The organism is Janthinobacterium sp. SUN026, from assembly GCF_030397625.1.
Classification (GTDB): Bacteria; Pseudomonadota; Gammaproteobacteria; order Burkholderiales; family Burkholderiaceae_D; genus Janthinobacterium; species Janthinobacterium kumbetense.
Map to the genome: position 1 here is coordinate 327,938 of NZ_JAPQNU010000001.1, position 19,285 is coordinate 347,222.

Below are 19,285 nucleotides of genomic sequence, written 5' to 3' on the forward strand. Positions count from 1 at the left end.
ACATAAAATCAATAAAAACCAGCTCTGGCGTTTCTCCGATTACCTTTGTTCACATTGCCACTATGAAAAAAATATTTGCACTTCTCGTGCTTGCCGGCATAGCAAATGCCGTCACAGCGGCTGACATTGTAGGAAACGCCAAGGCAGCGGCTGCCAAGGTGGAAATGTGTATCGGCTGCCATGGCATCCCCGGTTACAAGGCAACCTTCCCCGAAGTGTTCCAGGTGCCGATGATCGGCGGCCAGCCGGCAAAATATATCGAGAATGCGCTGCAAGCCTACAAGAAGGGCGATCGCAAGCACCCGAGCATGAAGGGCATCGCCAGCAGCCTGTCGGACCAGGATATCGCCGATGTCGCCGCGTATTATGCGCAACAAGCCAAGCCGAACTGAGGACCAGCCAGATGATGAAAACACTACTCGCCGCCCTCGTTTGCGCCACCGTCTCGTTGTCCGCCAGCGCCGCCGGCAATATCAACACGGGCAAGGCCCTGGCCGAAAAATACAGCTGCGCCACCTGCCACGGCAAGGATTACGGTTCGCCCATCGACCCGTCTTATCCGAAATTGGCGGGCCAGCACAAGGATTACCTGGAACACGCCTTGACGGCGTATAAGCGGGGCGACAAGGCCAATGGCCGCAACAACGCCATCATGACGGGCCAGGTGAAACCGCTGAGCAACCAGGACATCAAGGACCTGGCCGCCTACCTGCACAGCCTGCCGACTACCCTGGTCATTCACCGCTGAGCGGTATCGCAGGGGTTATTAGTTGTTCTGACATCTGACAAAACCGTAGCGAGCGGAAGGGAGAGGCGGCCGAGACGCGGAACTGTGCTGAAGCACAGTGAGCATCGCAGGTTGCCTATACCGACGCGCAGTAGGTTTGGTTAGGTGTTCTTCAGCCCCACCCGGCGCGCCAGCTTGTGCAGATTGCTGGCGTCCAGCCCCAGTTGGCGCGCGGCAGCGGCCCAGTTATCCTGATGTAGCACCAGCGCTTGCCGGATGGCCTGGCGCTGGCTCGCTTCCACGATCTGATGCATGGACAGCAGCGGCGCCGCTGGCGCTCCGCACGCAGCCGGCGCAGGCAGCGACGCGTTCGCACCGGCTGGCGCCTCCAGCGCATCGAGGTCGAGCATATCCGTTTCCAGGGTCACGATGTCCTTGCGGTCCGCGCCGCGGATCACGGCTTTCAGCGCGGCCCGGCTGATCACATGTTCCAGTTCGCGCACATTGCCCGGCCAGCGGTAGTGGCACAGGGCATTTTCCGCCGCGGCGGACAGGCGCAGGCTGCGCAAGCCCAGGCGCGCGCGGTTGAGCTCAAGAAAACCACCGGCCAGCAGCAGCACGTCATTGCCCCGCTCGCGCAGCGGCGGAATCGGCACGGGATACACGGACAGGCGGTGATACAGGTCGGCGCGGAAGGTGCCGTCGCGCACATGTTCGCGCAGGCTGCGGTTGGTGGCGGCGATCACGCGCACGTTGACCCGGCGCGGCCGGTCTGCGCCCAGGCGCTGGATTTCGCCATTTTGCAAGGTGCGCAGCAGCTTGGCCTGTATCGACAGCGGCAATTCCCCCACTTCATCGAGAAACAGGGTGCCCCCTTCGGCCGCCTCGAAACGCCCGGGCCGGTCGCTGACGGCGCCGGAAAACGCGCCGCGTACATGGCCGAACAATTCGCTCTCGGCCAGGGACTCGGGCAAGGCTGCGCAATTGACATGGATCAAGGGCTTGCCTGCGCGGCGCGACAGCCGGTGCAGGCGGTGCGCGCACAATTCCTTGCCGACGCCCGTCTCTCCCAGCAGCAGCACGGGCAGTTCGGAATCGGCGACCACTTGCAATTCGTGCAGCAAGTGCGTGATGGCGCTGCTCTGGCCGACGAAATCGTGTTCCTCGCGCGGCGCTTGCGCATCGGCCAGCATGGCGCCGCCCGACAGGCGCAGGGCGCGGATTTCCGTTTCCAGGCGGGTCACGCGCACGGCCGCCTCGATGGCGCAAGCCAGTTCCCCCAAGTCGCGCTGCGCTTGCGTATCGAAGGTGCCTACTTGCAGGGCGTCGAGCGTGATCACGCCCCAGCGTTCGCCCTCCAGGTCCAGCGCCATGCCCATGCAGTCGTGCACGGGCAGCGGCTCGCCGGCCCGCTCGGCGATCAGGCCATCGTAGGGATCGGGCAGGGAGCTGTCGTGATGGAAGCACAGCACGCCGCGCCGTTGCAGGATGGCGGCCAGGCGCGGATGGTCGGCGACGGCGAAGCGACGCCCCAGCGCGTCGCTGGCCAGGCCGGCCATCGCCACGGGGCGCAAGTGCTCGCCATCGAGCTTGAGCAAGGCCACGGCTTCGCAGCCGAAGTGCGCGCGCAGGCTGCCGACCAGGCGCTGCAGTCGCACTGCCACGGGCAGGTCGGCGACCAGGTCGGTGAGCAGCAGCAGGTGGATGGCAGTGGTGGTCATAAGTACCATGCAGGGTACAACGAACCACGGCAAACAAGGGTCATTACGACCCTGTGTTTTTCAAAACGTTGATTTAAAACAAGTTTTTCCTGGCACACGGTTTGCCTAGGTATGAGTGCCAAACCGGCATACAAGACCAAGGAAAGCTTGATGAAAACGACTCCCTCCCTCCGCGCCATTGCCGCGGCCGTCTGTGTCCTGGCCATGCCCCTGTCCGTGCAGGCCCAGGCGGGCCTGCCTGCCAGCGCTGCCGCCACTGCCGCCAAACCTGCCACCGCCGCGGTCAAGCGCTATGAACTGCAAACCAATATCGTCGACGGCAAGATGGTATTCATCGACGCCAAGGGCCAGGTCAACCCCGTGCTGGCGGCCAAGGTGGGGGAAACGGTCGAACTCGTTCTGAAAAGCGGCGAAGGCGCCGAACACGACCTGCTGATTCCCGAGCTGAACGTGGCTTCAAGCAAATTCAGCGCCAATAGCGGCAGCACCACCGTGCGCTTCAAGATCACGCGCGCCGGCACGTTCACCTATTACTGCTCGATTCCCGGCCACCGCCAGATCGGCATGGAAGGCAAGCTGGTCGTGAGCGGCACTTCGCTGGCCGAAGCGGGAGCACCGAAGGCTGCCGGCGCCGGCAGCGCGGCCAGCGAATCGAGCCAGGCCGCCGCGCTGGCCCTGTACACGCCCGCGCCATCGCCGATGCGCGGTCCCGACCCATCGGCCGTCAGCGTGGCGGCCAATCCTGCCTCCGTGCCAGCCGCCATCGGCGCGCGCGCGCCGCAGTTGCTCAAGTACCGCATGGAGACGGTGGAATTGCCGGGCAAGCTCGATGACGGCACCAGCTTTACCTACTGGACCTTCAACCGGCAAGTGCCCGGTCCGATGCTGCGCGCGAAGGTGGGCGACACGGTCGAACTGACCCTGTTCAACGCCAGGGACAGCAAGATGATCCACTCGATCGACCTGCACGCCGTGACGGGCGGCCATGGCGGCGGACAGCACACGCAGGTGGCGCCGGGACAGGAAAAAACGGTGACCTTCAAGGCGCTCAATCCGGGCCTGTTCGTCTACCACTGCGCCACGCCCCTGGTGCCGCAGCATATCGCGGCCGGCATGTACGGCATGATCCTGGTCGAACCGGAAGGTGGCCTGTCGAAGGTGGACCGCGAGTATTACGTGATGCAGGGCGAGATGTACACGGGCCGTCCGCACGGCGCGCCCGTGCACCAGGAACCGAACCTGGAAAAAATGGCCAATGAGCTGCCCGACTACTACGTCTTCAATGGCGAAGTGGGCGCCTTGAGCAAGACGCACAAATTGCAGGCGAAAGTGGGCGAGACGGTGCGCATCTATTTCGGCGTCGGCGGCCCGAACAAGATCTCATCGTTCCACATCATCGGCGAGATCTTCGACAAGGTGTACAGCGAAGGCTCGATCAGCAGCCCGAAACACGACGTGCAAACCACCCTGGTGGCACCGGGCGGCGCGACCATCGTCGAACTCAAGGTACAGCACCCGGGCAGCTACCTGCTGGTCGACCATGCGCTGTCGCGCGCAGGCAAGGGCGCCGTGGGCGTGCTGGAAGTGACTGGCGAACCCGTGCCCGGCGTCTACCACGCAGGCGCGGTGCAATAAATCTACCTATTCATCCTCAAGGAACTGTTATGGAAATGATCGAGCTATCCCTGGGCCAGCTGGCCCGCCGCATCCCCGGCGCCACGCGCCTGTTCGATGCGCACCGCCTGGATTTCTGCTGCGGCGGCAACAAGACCCTGCGCGCGGCAGCCGAAGCGGCCGGCGTGGACACGGCGCCCATCGTCGAGGAGCTGAAACTGCTGGCAGGTCGGATTGACGCCAGCGGCGAGCGTGACTGGCAGGACGCCTCGGCCACCGAGCTGGTGGAGCATATCCTGGCGCGCTACCACGCCGTGCACCGCGAGCAGCTGCCCGAGCTGATACGCCTGGCACGCAAGGTCGAGCAGGTGCATGGCGACCGCGCGGACTGTCCGCACGGGCTGGCGGAACACCTGTCGGCCATGGCGCAGGAGCTGGAAAGCCATATGCGCAAGGAAGAAGACGTGTTGTTCCCGATGATCGTGCGCGGCCAGGGCCCGCGGGCCGGCGCGCCCATCAACGTCATGCGCATGGAGCACGACGACCATGGCGTGGCCTTGCGCGCGATGGAGGCAATGACGAACGATATCACCGCACCTGGCGGCGCCTGTACCACCTGGCGCGCGCTGTACACGGGCTTGCGCACCTTCCGTGCAGACCTGATGGCGCACATCCATACCGAAAACAATATCCTGTTCGAGCGCTTTGCGCCGGCCGCGGTGCACTGACAAAGGAATGACCCATGGGTCCGTACAAAAAACTCTGGTTCACCCTGATCGGTGTGCTGATCGTGACGTTTTCGCTGCTCGGCTACTACGGCACGGAAGTCTACCGGCAGGCGCCGCCTATCCCCGCGCAAGTGCTGGCGCAAGATGGCCGGCAACTGTTCGACCGCGAGGGCATCCTCGACGGCCAGACGGCCTGGCAATCCGTCGGCGGCATGCAGCTCGGTTCCATCTGGGGCCACGGCGCCTACCAGGCGCCCGACTGGACTGCAGACTGGCTGCACCGCGAACTGACGGCCTGGCTGGAACTGGCCGCGCAAGAGCAGCATGGCAAGGCCTACGCGGCGCTCGACGGCCCTGCGCAGGCGGCGCTGCGCGAAGCGCTCAAGCTGGAATACCGCGGCAACCGGGTCGATGAGGCGCAGGTGCTGCGCCTGTCGCCGCGCCGCGTGCAAGCCATCGCCAGCACGGCGTACTACTACGACCAGTTGTTCTCCGACGCGCCTGCGCTGCACGCCAGCCGCGAGCATTTCGCCATGAAGGAAAACACCTTGCCCAGCGCCGAGCGGCGCGCGCAGATGACGCAGTTCTTCTTCTGGACGGCGTGGGCCGCCGCCACCGAGCGTCCGGGCCAGAAAGTGACCTATACGAACAACTGGCCGCATGAACCTCTGATCGGCAATCAGCCCAGCGGCGAAAACCTCGTCTGGTCGGTCGCCAGCGTGGTGGTGCTGCTGGCCGGCGTGGGCTTCCTCGTCTGGGGCTGGGCCTTCCTGCGCGACCACGACGAAGCGCTGCCGGCGGCCGGTCCGCGCGATCCGCTCACCACTTTCGCCCTGACGCCTTCGCAGCGGGGACTGGGAAAATACCTGTTCCTGGTGGTGGCCCTGTTCATCTTCCAGGTCTTCATCGGCGGCTTCACGGCGCACTACACGGTGGAGGGACAGCAGTTCTACGGCATCGACGTGTCGCGCTGGTTCCCGTATGCGCTCACGCGCACCTGGCATATCCAGGCCGCGCTGTTCTGGATCGCCACGGGCTTCCTGGCCGCCGGCCTGTTCCTGGCGCCCCTGATCAATGGCGGCAAGGATCCCAGGTGGCAGCGCCTGGGCGTCGACGTGCTGTTCTGGGCCCTGGTCGCGGTCGTCGTCGGCTCTTTCATCGGCAATTACCTGGCCATCGCGCAAGTGATGCCGCCCGAGTGGAATTTCTGGCTCGGCCATCAGGGGTATGAATATGTGGACCTGGGGCGCTTGTGGCAGATCGGCAAATTCGTCGGAATCCTGCTGTGGCTGGTGCTGATGTTGCGCGGCGTCATACCGGCCCTGTGCCAGAAGGGCGGCGACAAGAACTTGCTGGCGCTCCTGACCGCATCCGTGGGCGCCATCGGCCTGTTCTATGGCGCCGGCCTGTTCTACGGCGAACGCACGCATTTATCGGTGATGGAATACTGGCGCTGGTGGGTGGTGCATCTGTGGGTGGAAGGCTTCTTTGAAGTGTTCGCCACGACGGCGCTGGCCTTCATCTTCTCGACCCTGGGCCTGGTGTCGGTGCGCATGGCCACGACGGCCAGCCTGGCGTCGGCCTCGCTGTTCATGTTGGGCGGGATACCCGGCACTTTCCACCATCTGTACTTTGCCGGCACCACCACGCCCGTGATGGCCATCGGCGCGAGCTTCAGCGCGCTGGAAGTGGTGCCGCTGATCGTACTGGGGCATGAAGCGTGGGAAAACTGGCGCCTGAAGGAACGTGCGCCATGGATGGAAAACCTGCGTTGGCCCATGATGTGCTTTGTCGCCGTCGCCTTCTGGAACATGCTGGGTGCGGGCGTGCTGGGCTTCATGATCAATCCGCCTGTCGCGCTGTACTACATCCAGGGCTTGAACACGACCCCCGTGCATGCGCATGCGGCGCTGTTCGGCGTGTACGGCTTCCTGGCACTGGGCTTTACCTTGCTGGTGCTGCGCTATCTGCGGCCCGACTACCGTTTCAGCCCTGCGTTGATGAAGACGGCGTTCTGGGGCTTGAACGCGGGCCTGGTGCTGATGATCTTTACCAGTTTGCTGCCGATTGGCATCATCCAGTTCCACGCCAGCGTGACGGAAGGCCTGTGGTATGCGCGCAGCGAAGCGTTCATGCAGCAGCCGCTGTTGCAGAACCTGCGCTGGATACGTACCTTCGGCGACGTGGTCTTCATCGTCGGCGCCATCGCCATGGCGCTGCAGGTGGTGCTGGGATTGATGGGCAAGGCGCCGAAGGCGCCGGTACTGCAGCCGCAGGCCGTACGGCCAGGTTAACGTCTACGTACGCAGTCGATATAGGCGTCCGTGTCTGGCGGCAAGCCCGAGCGCTGCGATGCCCAGATCATCTGGCCCAGGCATTCCATCACTTCGTGCTGGGCGGCATGGGCCGAATCGAGGCGCTGGGTGAGCTGCTGGACGGCCGGGCGGATGCCGCGCGGCTGATCCACCTGCACCTGTTCCGTGATCGACAGATGCATGGACAGGTGCAAGAAAGGATTGGCTTGTCCCCCTTCGACGGAATAGTCGCGCGCCAGCGCCGCTTCGACGTCGGAGAGCTCGTTTTCATACTCGGGGTGTTCGAGGATCCAGTCGAGCGCAATGGCTTCCATCGGCGTGAGGATTTCATGGGCGCGGTGCTTGCGCAATGTTTCGCAAAAGAAACGGCGCACATCGTCGGAAGAGGGGTTGAACATGGCTGAAGGACTATGGCTAAAGGGCAGTCGGCATTGTACCGCGTACATAAATAAAGGGCATCGAGGATGCCCTTTTTGCCGTCTGGCGGCCGCATGCATGACCCGATAGTCACCGTCATTTAATACCCTGCAGTAAGTATTATCCACTACCGCCACGGCCCGGCGGCGCCAAATAACGGTGATAAAATCGCCGCTCTTGATATTTGCACTGGACATGACGGCGATTTCATTGCCGGTTTTTCAGCCGACAACGAGGTCCGCGCTGTCCATTGCCCGCACCTTTGCCACCAGATCATGCTCTTGGGATATCCCGGAGCGCGGCAGCATGCCTATCACCATCGACATTGACCTGTCCGGCCGCCCTGGCGTTCCGGCTGGCTAGTTGTTTTTCATTCAATACGGCGATGGTGCCGCCACGGTGGCGCGCAAGAATCATCCTTCAGTATTCATAAACGGAGTTACGTATGCGTAAATCGCTATTACTTTTGATGTCGTGCCTGATCCTGGCGGCATGTGACAAGACCCCTCCGGCCTCGTCCGAAAAACCGGTCGACGTGCTGCTGATCGGCGCCGGCACCATGAGCGCCACCCTGGGCAGCATGCTCAAGGAACTCGATCCGTCGCTGACGATGGAAATGGTTGAGCGCCTCGATTCCGTGGCCGCCGAAAGCTCGGATGCGATGAACAACGCAGGCACGGGCCACTCGGCGTTTGCTGAACTGAACTACACGCCCGAAGCGGCCGACGGCAGCATCGAGACCAAGAAAGCCGTTGCCATCAACGAGCAATTCGAAATTTCCAAGCAATTCTGGGCTTATCAGGTTGCTAACAAGCACCTGGGCGCGCCGCAAACCTTCATCAATAACGTGCCGCACATGGCCTTTGTGTGGGGCGATGACAATATTGCCTTTTTGAAGAAGCGCTACGCCGCGCTGCAAAAGGAAAACTTGTTCAAGGGCATGTTGTTCTCGGAAGACCAGGCGCAGATCGAGCAATGGGCGCCGCTGGTCATGCAAGGCCGTGACAAGGGCCAGAAAGTGGCCGCGACGCGCATGGAAATCGGTACCGACGTCAATTTCGGCAACCTCACGCGCGGCCTGGTCAAGTACCTGACGGATAGCCACGGCATGGTCCTGCACCTGCGCCACCAGGTGGAAAACATCCAGCGCGGCGCCGACGGCGTATGGAACGTGACGGTGAAAGACTTGAACGCCGGCAAGGAAAAGACCATGCGCGCCAAGTTTGTCTTCATCGGCGCCGGCGGCGGTTCGCTGCCGCTGCTGGAAAAATCGGGCATTCCGGAAGCCAAGGGCTACGGCGGCGTGCCGGTGGGCGGCCAATGGCTGGTCACCACCAATCCGGAACTGGTGGCGGCGCATGCGGCCAAGGTCTACGGCAAGGCGTCCGTCGGTTCGCCGCCGATGTCCGTGCCGCACCTGGACACGCGCATCATCGACGGCAAGAAAGCCCTGCTGTTTGGCCCGTTTGCCACCTTCTCGACCAAGTTCCTGAAAAACGGTTCGTGGATCGACTTGCCTGCCTCGATCGGCACTGGCAATGTGAAACCCATGCTGCAAGCCGGTTACGACAATATTCCGCTGACGAAATACCTGGTCGAACAGGTCATGAACACACCGGAAGACCGCCTGAAGACTTTGCGCGAGTACTTGCCGAATGCCAAGATGGAAGACTGGACCCTGCAAAACGCGGGCCAGCGCGTGCAAATCGTCAAGGATGACCCCGTCAAAGGCGGTTTGCTGCAGTTCGGCACGGAAGTCGTCGGCGCCGCCGATGGCAGCATCGTTGCCCTGCTGGGTGCATCGCCAGGCGCCTCGACCGCGCCGCCGATCATGATCAAGGTGCTGCAAACGGCATTCAAGAGCCGCCTGGCAACGCCGGAATGGCAAGCCAAGATGGTGGAAATGGTGCCGTCGTACGGTCAAAAGCTGAACAATGACCCAGCCCTGGCCAACAAGATCCGCCACTACAGCAGCAACATCCTGGGCTTGAAGGCGATCACGCTCGACGTGCCAGCCGCTGCGCCAGCGCCGGCAGCAAACTAAGTCAGCCTTGCCGGCAGGGGAGTTTCCTGCCGGAATGAAAAAAGGGGCAGCCTGTTCAGGCTGCCCCTTTTGCGTGGGAGAGTGCGTTCATTGCGGTGGACTACCCCTTGCCCGGCAAGATCAACTCCGGCGTACACCCTTCGGCGGCAATGCCGTCGCAAGGCTTGGCCAGTGCCGCCCCATCCTGTGCCCGTGGCGCATGGGGCTGGCGCAGGTAGCGCGACGTGTGGCGGTGCGCTTGCTGTGCGTTGCCATGCACGGGCCAGGTCAGGAAGCGGGACAGCTCCTGCAAGGCGCGCTGGTAGACATCGCGTTTAAATTCAATGACGACATCGAGCGGGACCCAGTATTCATGCCAGCGCCAGGCGTCGAACTCCGGATGGTCGGTCAGGCGCAGATTGACGTCGTTATCGCGCGCGCACATTCTCAGCAGAAACCAAATCTGCTTCTGGCCACGGTAATGGCCGCGAATCTCGCGCTTGATGAAGTGGTCTGGCACTTCATAGCGCAGCCAGTCGCGGGTGCGGCCGACAATTTTGACGTGTTCCTGTCTGAGTCCGATTTCCTCTTCAAGTTCGCGAAACATGGCTTGTTCCGGTGTTTCGCCATATTTGATACCGCCTTGCGGAAACTGCCATGAGTGCTCGCGCACCCGCTTGCCCCACCACACCTCGTTCTGGGCGTTTAGCAGGATGATGCCGACGTTGGGCCGAAACCCTTCACGGTCGAGCATAATGCACCTCAAACTTTCTGCGACAGTGCATCCTTTTTTACATAATTACCCACAACTTCGCAAGCCGGTGACCTTTTCGGGGTGCGAAAAGCGCCGGAATCGCACCAATTGAGCGCATTTGTGTAAAGTATGGACGCATCAGCCAGCTAATCCTTTAAAATTAGGTTGATTATAACCCTCTCTTTTTAAAAAGAATTCACCGTTATGCGCGCCTCCCGTTTTTTTATTTCCACACTTAAAGATGCACCTTCTGACGCGGAAATCGTCAGCCACCAATTGATGATGCGTGCAGGCATGATCAAACGCCTCGGTTCCGGCATCTATACCTACATGCCGATGGGCTTGCGCGTGATCCGCAAGGTGGAAGCCATCATCCGTGACGAGATGAACAAAGCCGCCGGTATCGAACTGCTGATGCCGCTCGTGCAGCCGGCCGAACTGTGGCAAGAGACGGGCCGCTGGACCAAGATGGGCGACGAACTGATGCGCGTGAAAGACCGCCACGGCCGCGAATACGCGATCCAGCCGACATCGGAAGAAGTCATCACGGACGTCGTGCGCACGGAAATCAAGTCTTACCGCCAGTTGCCGTTGAACTTTTATCACATCCAGACGAAGTTCCGCGACGAGCGCCGCCCACGCTTCGGCCTGATGCGCGGCCGCGAATTCACCATGAAGGACGCCTACTCGTTCGACCGCGACCTGGCCGGCATGCAAGCGTCGTACAAGGTCATGTTTGACGCCTACACGCGTATCTTCACGCGCTTTGGCCTGCAATTCCGCGCCGTGGCAGCCGATAACGGCGCCATCGGCGGTTCCGGTTCGCATGAATTCCACGTCATCGCCCACACCGGGGAAGACGCGCTCGTGTACTGCCCGACCTCCGATTACGCGGCCAACATGGAAGCGGCCGAAGCGCTGCCGCCAGCGGGCGAGCGCCCGGCAGCAAGCCAGGCGCTGACGAAAACGGCCACGCCGGACACCGTCAAGTGCGAAACCGTGGCTGCCTTGCTGGGTATCGACTTGGCTCAGACCGTGAAAACCATCGCCCTGACGGTGGAAACCGTTGGCAAGGATGAAAAAGTCACGAAACAGCATTTCATGCTGCTGCTGCGCGGCGACCATGAATTGAACGACATCAAGGTGGGCAAGGTTGCCGGCCTGGCCGGCCACCGTTTCTCGACGGAAGCGGAAATCCTGGAAGTCTACGGCACGATTCCTGGCTACCTGGGCCCGATCGGCACGCAAGCGCCCGTCACCGTGGTGGCGGACCGCACGGTTGCCCACATGAGCGACTTCGTTTGCGGCGCGAATGACGCCGGTTTCCACTACACGGGCGCCAACTGGGGCCGCGACGTGGCCGAGCCTGCCATCGTGGCCGATTTGCGCAATGTCGTCGCCGGCGACGCTTCGCCGGACGGCCAGGGCACGCTCGCCATCGAGCGCGGCATCGAAGTGGGCCACGTGTTCCAGCTGGGTACGGCGTACTCGGAAAGCATGAAAGCCACCTTCCTCGACGAAAACGGCAAGCCTGCGCCGCTGCAGATGGGGTGCTACGGCATCGGCGTGACGCGCATCCTGGGCGCCGCCATCGAGCAGAACTTCGACGACAAGGGCATCATCTGGCCTGCCTCCATCGCGCCATTCGAGGTCGTGCTGTGCCCGATGGGCATGGACCGCAGCGAACTGGTCAAGGAAGAGACGGAGAAGCTGTACGCGGCCCTGCAAGGCGCTGGCGTCGATGTCATCGTCGACGACCGCGGCTTGCGCCCTGGCGCCATGTTTGCTGACTGGGAACTGATTGGCGTGCCGCACCGCATCGTCATCGGCGAGCGCGGCCTGAAAGAAGGCAAGCTGGAATACCAGGGCCGCCGCGATGCGGAAGCGACCGGCGTGGCGCCGGACGAGATCGTCGCCTTCATCCAGGGCAAAATGGCGCAGTGAAGCGCATATCAGTAAGTAAAACGGCCGGCGCGCTCGCGCTGGCCGCCTGCCTGGCCTGCGTCTCTCCGGCGCAGGCCGGCAACCAGAAGGAGGAGGCGCTGGCCGACTCCGTCCGCCTGGCGCTGTCGCACGCGATCCGCGACGAACGCCCGCCGCAACCCAAATTTGCCACTCCCGCCGACTTGCAGCGCTACCAGCAATGGCTGGCGCAGATGTCGCAACGCCTGCAACGCAAGCTGCCGGATGCGCAGCTGCGCACGGAATTCCTGGAAACGGTCTGGTATGAAGCGCGCCGCGCGGGCCTGGAACCGGCCCTGGTGCTGGGCCTGATCCAGGTGGAGTCGGCCTACCGCAAATATGCCGTCTCGCTGGCCGGCGCGCGCGGCTACATGCAGGTGATGCCGTTCTGGACGGGCGTCATCGGCGACAGCGACCGCAGCAAGCTGTTCCACATGCAGACGAATCTGCGCTATGGCTGCGCGATCCTGCGCATGTACCTGGACATGGAAAAGGGCGATTTATACCTGGCGCTGGGGCGCTACAACGGCAGCCGGGGGCGGGCCGAGTACCCGAATGCCGTGCGGGCGGCGTGGCGGCAGTGGGAATTCAAGCCGGCCAGTTGAACCGCAGGCAAAAAAATGCCCCGCTCGCAGTGATGCGGCGGGGCACTCGCTCGGCTGTTGAAGCCGGCGCGTATCTGATTTATTTCAAATGATCGGAGATCAGTTTCGTCATTTCAAACATGGAGACTTGGGCTTTGCCGCCGAAAACTGCTTTCAGCTTGTCGTCCGCATTGATCATGCGGCGGTTGGCCGGATCTTGCAGATCGAGTTTTTTGATGTAATCCCATACCTTTTTGGTCACTTCCGTGCGCGGCAGTGGTGCTGCGCCAACAACGGCGGCCAGATCTTTCGATGGCGTCATTGCTTTCATGAATGCTGCGTTTGGCTTGCGTGGTGTTGCCGGTGCTGCCGCTTTCTTCGCCGCTGCTGGTTTAGCTGCTGCCTTGGCTGCGGGTGCTGCTTTCTTGGCGGCTGCAGGCTTGGCTGCTGCTGCTTTGGCTGGCGCTGCTACTGGGGTTTTTTTGGCTGTTGCCATCTTCGAGCCTCCTTAACAAACACATGGGAAATTGCGCAATTAATCGCACGGCTAATATTGGTGTGGATTTACCTTGTATGCAAGTGTTTTTCACGTTTTCACGAGGAAAAAGCAGGGAAATGGCAATGCTGTCGCCCGGGCGCACCGCTTGGGAGCGCAGAACGGCGTTTTTGCCCGTAAATGGCATGGTTGCTGGCTGTGCGGGGAGGGGGACTGCGGGGGAGGGAAGTAATGATGCCGGACACATGAAAATGCAATCCGGCATGATTTTATAACGGTGTTTCTTGACTTGAACTACGTCTCACGCGGCGTAAAAAAGGCCTTCAAAATTACAGCGAGCGGGGATGATTTGTGGCCGAGAAGCGCAACCGTACTGAAGTACGGTGAGCATCGCCGGCCGCAAAGCGCCCCGCGCAGCGGATTTTGAAGCCTTCCACTACCTCATGCCGGGCATCATGCCCTTCATGGAGCGCATCATCTTCATCATGCCGCCACCCGACAATTTCTTCATCATCGTCTGCATTTGCTCGAATTGCGTCAGCATGCGGTTCACTTCCTGCACCTGCACGCCGGCGCCGGCGGCGATGCGGCGCTTGCGCGTGGCCTTGATCAGTTCAGGCTTGGCGCGTTCCTGCGGCGTCATGGAGTCGATGATGCCGCACATGCGGCGTACCTGCTTGTCGGCTTGATCCATGTTCTTGCCGCCTGCCGCCTGCTGGAACTGGGCCGGCAGCTTGTCCATCAGGTTGGCCATGCCGCCCATTTTCTTCATCTGACCCAGTTGCGCCTTGAAGTCGTTCATGTCGAACTTGCCGCCGACCTTGATTTTTTGCGCCAGGTCGGCCGCGGCCTTGCTGTCGACGCCCTTGCGCGCCTCTTCCACCAGGGCGAGGATGTCGCCCATGCCGAGGATGCGGTTGGCCATGCGGGTCGGGTCGAACGCTTCCAGGCCGTCGAGTTTTTCCGAGACGCCGGCAAACTTGATCGGTTTGCCCGTGATGTGACGCACCGACAGGGCCGCACCGCCGCGCGCGTCACCGTCGAGCTTGGTCAGCACGATACCGGTCAGCGGCAGCGCATCGTTGAAGGCTTTTGCCGTGTTGATGGCGTCCTGGCCCAGCATGGCGTCGACGACAAACAGGGTTTCGATCGGTTTCACGGCGCCGTGGACGGCGGCGATTTCTCGCATCATCTCTTCGTCGATACCGAGGCGACCCGCCGTATCGATGATCAGCACGTCGTGGTAATGCTTTTTCGCCCAGTCCAGCGCGGCCAGGGCGATATCGACCGGCTTGTCCGTGCTGGTGGACGGGAAGAAGTCGGCACCCACCTGGGCGGTGACCGATTGCAGCTGGGCGATCGCAGCGGGACGGTACACGTCGGCCGAGACGGTCAGCACTTTCTTCTTCTTTTCTTCCTTCAGGTACTTCGCCAGCTTGCCGACGGTGGTGGTTTTACCCACACCCTGCAAACCGGCCATCAGGATGATGGCGGGCGGCTGCTGCGCAAAACTGATCTGCGACGCTTCCGGCCCCAGGTCGGCGCCCATCAGGGCGGCCAGCTCGCGCTGCACCACGCCAACCAGGGCCTGGCCTGGCGTGAGCGAGGAAATGACATCCTCGCCCATGGCTTTTTCTTTGACTTTGGCGATGAATTCGCGCACGGCGGGTAGGGCGACGTCGGCTTCAAGCAGCGCCAGGCGCACTTCGCGCAGCATGTCGGCGGTGTTCGCTTCGGTCAGGCGCGCCTCGCCGCGCATGGTCTTGACGACTTTGGCAAGCCGTTGGGTGAGATTATCTAGCATGATGAACCTGCAATGAAAAGCTTGGGAGTGGGCGGCGCAAGCCGGACGATGGCCGTCATTTTACCTTATCGTGGGTGGCTGGCGGTCCTGCGCTGCATCGCCTGGCGGTTGGCCTGCTTTTGAATTAGTTGGTATTTCTGGCAATGCCGCGATTGCATGAAAGGCATTGCGCGGTTAAAATGAGAATAATTCTTATTTACATTCTCGGGCACCGCACGCCTGAGCGGAAAGGGATGCCATGTCGGCTGCCGATTTTGCACAGCAACAAGACCTGCACGCGCTCTACAGCAGCCATCACGGCTGGCTGCAGGGCTGGCTGCGGCATAAGCTGGGCAATGCGGGCGACGCGGCGGACCTGGCGCAAGACACCTTCATCAGCGTGCTGACGGCCGATGCCGCGCCGCAGATCCGCGAAGCGCGCCCTTTTCTGGCCACCATCGCGCGCCGCCTGGTGGCGCACCGCTACCGCCGGCAAGTGCTGGAAGACGCCTATCTGGAGGCGCTCGCCTGCCTGCCGCCCGATGTGGCGCCCGCGCCCGAGGAGCGGCTGCTGGCGCTGGAAGCCTTGCAGGAAATCGACCAGGCCCTCGACGGCTTGCCTGCGCCCGTGCGCACGGCGTTCTTGCTGGCGCAACTGGAAGGCCTCAGCTATGCCGAGATCGCCGCGCGCCTGAACGTGTCGGCCAGCTCGGTCAAGCAATATCTGACGCGGGCCAACCGCCAGGTGTTTTTCTCCCTGCCAGCATGAGCACGGTGGCAGAACCCGCAGCCGCGGCAGCCATCCGCGAAGAGGTGCAGCAGCAGGCGGCCGAGTGGCTGACGGTGCTGATGTCGGAGCAGGCCAGCAAGGCGGAACACGCGGCCTGGCAGCGCTGGCGCGGGGCCGATCCGGAACACGAACGGGCCTGGCGGCATATCGAGGCGGTGTCGCGGCGCTTCAGCGGCTTGCACCGCGGCGCGGCGGCGCAGGCGCTGGCCGGCACGGAGCAGAAAGCCGTCAACGGCAAGCGGCGCCAGTTGCTGGCGTGGCTGGGCGTGGTGGCAGGCGGCGGCATGCTGGCCGCGCAGACGGGCGCCTGGGATGGCGTGCGCGCCCTGCGTGCCGACTATCGCACGGCCACGGGCGAGCGGCGCGTGGTGGCGCTGGCCGACGGCAGCGTGCTCAGCCTGAATACGGGATCGGCCGTGAACGTGCGTTTCGACGCCAGCCGCCGCCTGATCGAGTTGCTGGCCGGCGAGATCCTCGTCACCAGCGGCCACGGCGCCGGCAGCGACGCGCCTTTGGTGGTGGTCACGCGCGAAGGCCGGGTGCGCGCGCTGGGCACACGCTTTGCCGTGCGCCAGCAGGATGGCTACAGCACCGTGGACGTGTTTGAAAGCGCCGTTGAAATCCGTCCCCGCGACGATATCGGCGCGCCCTTGTTGCTGGGGGCCGGGCGCGGCACGGCATTTTCCCGCCATGCGCCGGATGCGCCGCACGCCATCGATGCGCATGCGCACGCCTGGTCGCACGGGCAGCTGATCGTCGACGACGTGACCCTGGGCGATTTCCTGGCCGACCTGGCCCGCTACCGCCCCGGCGTGATTCATTGCGCGCCGGAAGTCGCCCAGCTGCGCCTGTCGGGCGTGTTCCCGCTGTCCGACACCCAACGCATCCTGAACATGCTGCCCAACTCGCTGCCCGTGCAGGTGCGCAGCCGCACGCGGTATTGGGTCAGCGTCGAACCGGCGCCGTAGTCCCCGCAAAATATATTTGCAGCCGGACTGCCCGTTTTTCGTTTTCGCGGCACCTACAGAGTAGGGCGCCTGTTTTTTACCGTCCCATGACGCCACCATCAGGAACTTTCATGTCGCACGCTTTGCCTTTTGTCAGTTTGCCATCGTCTCACTCCGCGCTGCGCCCGCTGGCGCAAGCGGCCGCGGCCCTGTGCCTGGCCGCCAGCCTGCCGGCGCTGGCGCAGCAGGCCGCGCCTGCTATTCCTGCTTCCTCCACCACCGAGCAAACCATGCTCGGCGTATCCGTCACGGCAGGGCGCGATGCGACGACGGAAGGCAGCGGCTCCTATACGACGGGTGTGAGCAATACGGCAACCAAGCTGAACCTGTCGCTGCGCGAGACGCCGCAATCGGTCAGCGTGCTGACGCGCCAGCAGATCGATGACCTGGGCATCACGACTCTGGACGACGCCGTGCAGTCGATCACGGGGTTGGTCATGCAGAAGGGCAACTTTACGGGCGATTCGGGCAGTTTCAGCGCACGTGGTTTTCCAATCGACAACATCCTGTTCGATGGCTTGCCCACCAGCCTGGGCGCGAACGGCACCTTCAATGGCGACAATGACGACCTGGCCATCTATGACCGCATCGAAGTGGTACGCGGCGCCACGGGCTTGATGACGGGCAGCGGCACGCCCAGCGCGGCCATCAACATGGTGCGCAAGCGCCCGACGGCCACGCCGCAAGCGTCGTTCTCGGCCAGCATCGGCAGCTGGAGCAACTACCGCCTGGAAGCCGATGCGGCCAACGCGCTCAACGAAGCGAAGACCCTGCGCGGGCGCATCGTCGCGACGGTGCAGGACAAGAAGGATTTTGTCGACGTGCTGCATGGCCGCAACCACCAGCTGTACGGCATCATCGAAGCCGACCTGCGCCCCGACACCACGGTGACCCTGGGCGCGCATTACCGTAAGACCGATAACGACGGCGTCACGACAGGCGTGGTGACGGCAGCCGACGGCCGCTTTTTGAATTTGCCCCGCTCGACTTACCTGGGCGCCGACTTTGACGACTGGCGCCAGACGGACAAGACTATCTTCGCCGAACTGGAACACCGCTTCGGCAACGGCTGGAAGGCCAAGCTGGCGGCCACGCGCAAGACGCCCGAGATCGACACGACGTTTTCCGGCATCAACCGCCGCGACGACACCCTGCGCTTCAATTCGCAAAGCTACCGCGCCGAACTGGCCAACACCAGCTATGACGCGTATGCCAGCGGCAGCTACAGCTTGTTCGGCCGCGAACATGAGCTGACGGTCGGCGCCAGCCACCGCCGCTCGTCGAAAAACAGCTATGGCGGCTGGGCGTCGTACAGCAGGCAAGAGAGCGCGCCGGTGATCGATCCTTTCAACTGGGATGCGGGCAGCGTCGCGCGCCCCGTCATCGATTACGCGCAGTGGGGCACGGCCAGCATCACCGAGCAAAGCGGCGTGTATGCGGGTACGCGCATGCGCCTGGCCGATCCGCTGTCGCTGGTGCTGGGCGGGCGCGTGAGCTGGTACAAGGACGACGCCGGCTACTCGGTGGCGCACGAATTCACGCCCTACGCCGGCGTCGTGTATGACCTCGACAAGCAGCACTCCGTGTACGCCAGCTGGACCGAGATCTTCCAGCCGCAGGCGTCCACCGACGCCAATGCACAACCCTTGAAGCCAATCAGCGGCACCAACTATGAAGCGGGCGTGAAGGGCGAATACTTCGGCGGCGCCCTCAATGCCAGCGCGGCCGTGTTCCAGATCCGCCAGCAAAACCGCGGCGTGGACGACCTGGCAGGCCCGAATCCTTGCCCCGGCAGCACCTGGGGCTATTGCCAGCGTGCGTCGGGCGAAGTGCGCAGCGAAGGCGTGGAGCTGGACGTGGCGGGTGCGCTGACACCCGACTGGCAGCTGTCGGCCGGTTTTACTTATGTCAAGGCGCAATTTACGCGCGACAGCGATCCGGCCAATATCGGCAAGGATTTCAACAGCCGCTATCCGCGCCAGCAGCTCAAGCTGGCCACCAGCTACCGCCTCTCCGGCGCGGCGCAGGGCTGGCGCGTCGGCGCCTCGGTGTACGGGCAGGGCGCGACGGAATCGGCGGACGGCGAGGCCCGCCTGCACCAGGGCCGCTACGCGATCCTCGGCTTGAACGCGGCCTGGCAGATCGACAGCCGCGCCGAGCTGCGCCTGAACGTCAACAATGCGCTCGACAAGCACTATTACCAGAGCATTTATTCCGATGTCTTCGGCAACCTGGTGGGTGCGCCGCGCAACCTGATGCTGACCTTGAACTACAAGCTGTAAATAATCACTTTTGAACGACTTATCTTGATGAAGGATGCATGGCTTATGGATGTGCAGTTGAATCTGGCCCACGCCAGCAATG

General features: G+C 62.9%; 16 protein-coding genes. 11 read left to right on the top strand and 5 right to left on the bottom strand.

Going from position 1 to position 19,285, the window contains the following annotated elements:
* Nucleotides 1-62: 62 nt before the first annotated feature.
* Both OX459_RS01560 and OX459_RS01565 read left to right on the top strand, forming a co-directional pair.
* Nucleotides 63-392, top strand: coding sequence for a cytochrome c (locus OX459_RS01560; RefSeq protein ID WP_077408527.1), 330 nt, complete (start codon nt 63-65; stop codon nt 390-392).
* Between the two features lie 14 nt (nt 393-406).
* Nucleotides 407-748, top strand: coding sequence for a cytochrome c (locus OX459_RS01565; protein WP_215409088.1), 342 nt, complete (start codon nt 407-409; stop codon nt 746-748).
* A gap of 140 nt (nt 749-888) precedes the next feature.
* Here the strand turns inward: OX459_RS01565 and norR are convergent, their stop codons facing one another.
* Nucleotides 889-2,448: a nitric oxide reductase transcriptional regulator NorR gene (gene norR, locus OX459_RS01570; protein ID WP_289903485.1), complete on the bottom strand. Its 1,560-nt coding sequence runs from the start codon at nt 2,446-2,448 to the stop codon at nt 889-891.
* A gap of 150 nt (nt 2,449-2,598) precedes the next feature.
* On the opposite strand from norR, the gene nirK reads away from it, so the two are divergent.
* From nirK to OX459_RS01585, 3 genes are read left to right on the top strand one after another with little or no spacing between them, the layout of a single operon-like run.
* Nucleotides 2,599-4,083, top strand: a complete 1,485-nt coding sequence (gene nirK / locus OX459_RS01575; RefSeq protein ID WP_289903486.1) for a copper-containing nitrite reductase — start codon at nt 2,599-2,601, stop codon at nt 4,081-4,083.
* 29 nt (nt 4,084-4,112) lie between these two features.
* Nucleotides 4,113-4,790, top strand: a complete 678-nt coding sequence (ytfE, locus tag OX459_RS01580) for an iron-sulfur cluster repair protein YtfE (protein WP_289903487.1) — start codon at nt 4,113-4,115, stop codon at nt 4,788-4,790.
* A gap of 14 nt (nt 4,791-4,804) precedes the next feature.
* A complete protein-coding gene (locus OX459_RS01585) occupies nt 4,805-7,084 on the top strand; it encodes a nitric-oxide reductase large subunit (protein WP_289903488.1) in 2,280 nt (759 codons plus the stop codon).
* On the opposite strand, the gene OX459_RS01590 is transcribed toward OX459_RS01585, so the two are convergent.
* Nucleotides 7,081-7,503: a DUF1841 family protein gene (locus OX459_RS01590; protein WP_034780276.1), complete on the bottom strand. Its 423-nt coding sequence runs from the start codon at nt 7,501-7,503 to the stop codon at nt 7,081-7,083. The genes OX459_RS01585 and OX459_RS01590 overlap by 4 nt on opposite strands.
* A 464-nt stretch (nt 7,504-7,967) precedes the next feature.
* Between OX459_RS01590 and mqo the strand changes: the two genes are divergently transcribed.
* On the top strand, nt 7,968-9,566 hold the full coding sequence (mqo, locus tag OX459_RS01595; RefSeq protein ID WP_218965305.1) for a malate dehydrogenase (quinone): 1,599 nt from the start codon (nt 7,968-7,970) through the stop codon (nt 9,564-9,566).
* Between the two features lie 100 nt (nt 9,567-9,666).
* Here the strand turns inward: mqo and OX459_RS01600 are convergent, their stop codons facing one another.
* On the bottom strand, nt 9,667-10,299 hold the full coding sequence (locus tag OX459_RS01600; protein ID WP_076566319.1) for an RNA pyrophosphohydrolase: 633 nt from the start codon (nt 10,297-10,299) through the stop codon (nt 9,667-9,669).
* 204 nt (nt 10,300-10,503) lie between these two features.
* Between OX459_RS01600 and OX459_RS01605 the strand changes: the two genes are divergently transcribed.
* Both OX459_RS01605 and OX459_RS01610 read left to right on the top strand, forming a co-directional pair.
* Nucleotides 10,504-12,243 (top strand): proline--tRNA ligase, encoded by a 1,740-nt coding sequence (locus tag OX459_RS01605; protein WP_289903491.1) that lies wholly within the window; start codon nt 10,504-10,506, stop codon nt 12,241-12,243.
* Nucleotides 12,240-12,866, top strand: coding sequence for a lytic transglycosylase domain-containing protein (locus OX459_RS01610; RefSeq protein WP_289903492.1), 627 nt, complete (start codon nt 12,240-12,242; stop codon nt 12,864-12,866). Before OX459_RS01605 ends, OX459_RS01610 begins: the two co-directional genes overlap by 4 nt.
* A gap of 79 nt (nt 12,867-12,945) precedes the next feature.
* Here OX459_RS01610 and OX459_RS01615 read toward each other — a convergent pair whose 3' ends face one another.
* Together OX459_RS01615 and ffh are read right to left on the bottom strand one after the other, a co-directional pair.
* Nucleotides 12,946-13,341 carry an SWIB/MDM2 domain-containing protein gene (locus tag OX459_RS01615; protein WP_071650146.1) on the bottom strand — a complete coding sequence of 132 codons (396 nt, stop codon included), beginning with the start codon at nt 13,339-13,341 and terminating at the stop codon, nt 12,946-12,948.
* A 436-nt stretch (nt 13,342-13,777) separates the two neighbouring features.
* Entirely contained in the window at nt 13,778-15,145 is a 1,368-nt protein-coding gene (gene ffh, locus OX459_RS01620) for a signal recognition particle protein (protein ID WP_034746567.1), read from the bottom strand.
* A 238-nt stretch (nt 15,146-15,383) separates the two neighbouring features.
* On the opposite strand from ffh, the gene OX459_RS01625 reads away from it, so the two are divergent.
* The 3 genes from OX459_RS01625 (at nt 15,384) to OX459_RS01635 (ending at nt 19,203) form a co-directional block, all read left to right on the top strand.
* Complete coding sequence (locus tag OX459_RS01625) at nt 15,384-15,893, top strand: sigma-70 family RNA polymerase sigma factor (RefSeq protein ID WP_289903493.1); 510 nt, start codon at nt 15,384-15,386, stop codon at nt 15,891-15,893.
* A 5-nt stretch (nt 15,894-15,898) separates the two neighbouring features.
* Entirely contained in the window at nt 15,899-16,882 is a 984-nt protein-coding gene (locus OX459_RS01630; protein WP_289903495.1) for a FecR domain-containing protein, read from the top strand.
* Between the two features lie 110 nt (nt 16,883-16,992).
* Nucleotides 16,993-19,203 (top strand): TonB-dependent siderophore receptor, encoded by a 2,211-nt coding sequence (locus OX459_RS01635; RefSeq protein ID WP_289903496.1) that lies wholly within the window; start codon nt 16,993-16,995, stop codon nt 19,201-19,203.
* Nucleotides 19,204-19,285 lie beyond the last annotated feature (82 nt).

Excerpts from the sequence above, each read along its gene's own strand:
- OX459_RS01560 (WP_077408527.1), top strand. The coding sequence starts at position 63 with ATGAAAAAAATATTTGCACTTCTCGTGCTTGCCGGCATAGCAAATGCC.
- OX459_RS01565 (WP_215409088.1), top strand. The coding sequence starts at position 407 with ATGAAAACACTACTCGCCGCCCTCGTTTGCGCCACCGTCTCGTTGTCC.
- norR (WP_289903485.1), bottom strand. The coding sequence starts at position 2,448 with ATGACCACCACTGCCATCCACCTGCTGCTGCTCACCGACCTGGTCGCC.
- nirK (WP_289903486.1), top strand. The coding sequence starts at position 2,599 with ATGAAAACGACTCCCTCCCTCCGCGCCATTGCCGCGGCCGTCTGTGTC.
- ytfE (WP_289903487.1), top strand. The coding sequence starts at position 4,113 with ATGGAAATGATCGAGCTATCCCTGGGCCAGCTGGCCCGCCGCATCCCC.
- OX459_RS01585 (WP_289903488.1), top strand. The coding sequence starts at position 4,805 with ATGGGTCCGTACAAAAAACTCTGGTTCACCCTGATCGGTGTGCTGATC.
- OX459_RS01590 (WP_034780276.1), bottom strand. The coding sequence starts at position 7,503 with ATGTTCAACCCCTCTTCCGACGATGTGCGCCGTTTCTTTTGCGAAACA.
- mqo (WP_218965305.1), top strand. The coding sequence starts at position 7,968 with ATGCGTAAATCGCTATTACTTTTGATGTCGTGCCTGATCCTGGCGGCA.
- OX459_RS01600 (WP_076566319.1), bottom strand. The coding sequence starts at position 10,299 with ATGCTCGACCGTGAAGGGTTTCGGCCCAACGTCGGCATCATCCTGCTA.
- OX459_RS01605 (WP_289903491.1), top strand. The coding sequence starts at position 10,504 with ATGCGCGCCTCCCGTTTTTTTATTTCCACACTTAAAGATGCACCTTCT.
- OX459_RS01615 (WP_071650146.1), bottom strand. The coding sequence starts at position 13,341 with ATGGCAACAGCCAAAAAAACCCCAGTAGCAGCGCCAGCCAAAGCAGCA.
- ffh (WP_034746567.1), bottom strand. The coding sequence starts at position 15,145 with ATGCTAGATAATCTCACCCAACGGCTTGCCAAAGTCGTCAAGACCATG.
- OX459_RS01625 (WP_289903493.1), top strand. The coding sequence starts at position 15,384 with ATGTCGGCTGCCGATTTTGCACAGCAACAAGACCTGCACGCGCTCTAC.
- OX459_RS01635 (WP_289903496.1), top strand. The coding sequence starts at position 16,993 with ATGTCGCACGCTTTGCCTTTTGTCAGTTTGCCATCGTCTCACTCCGCG.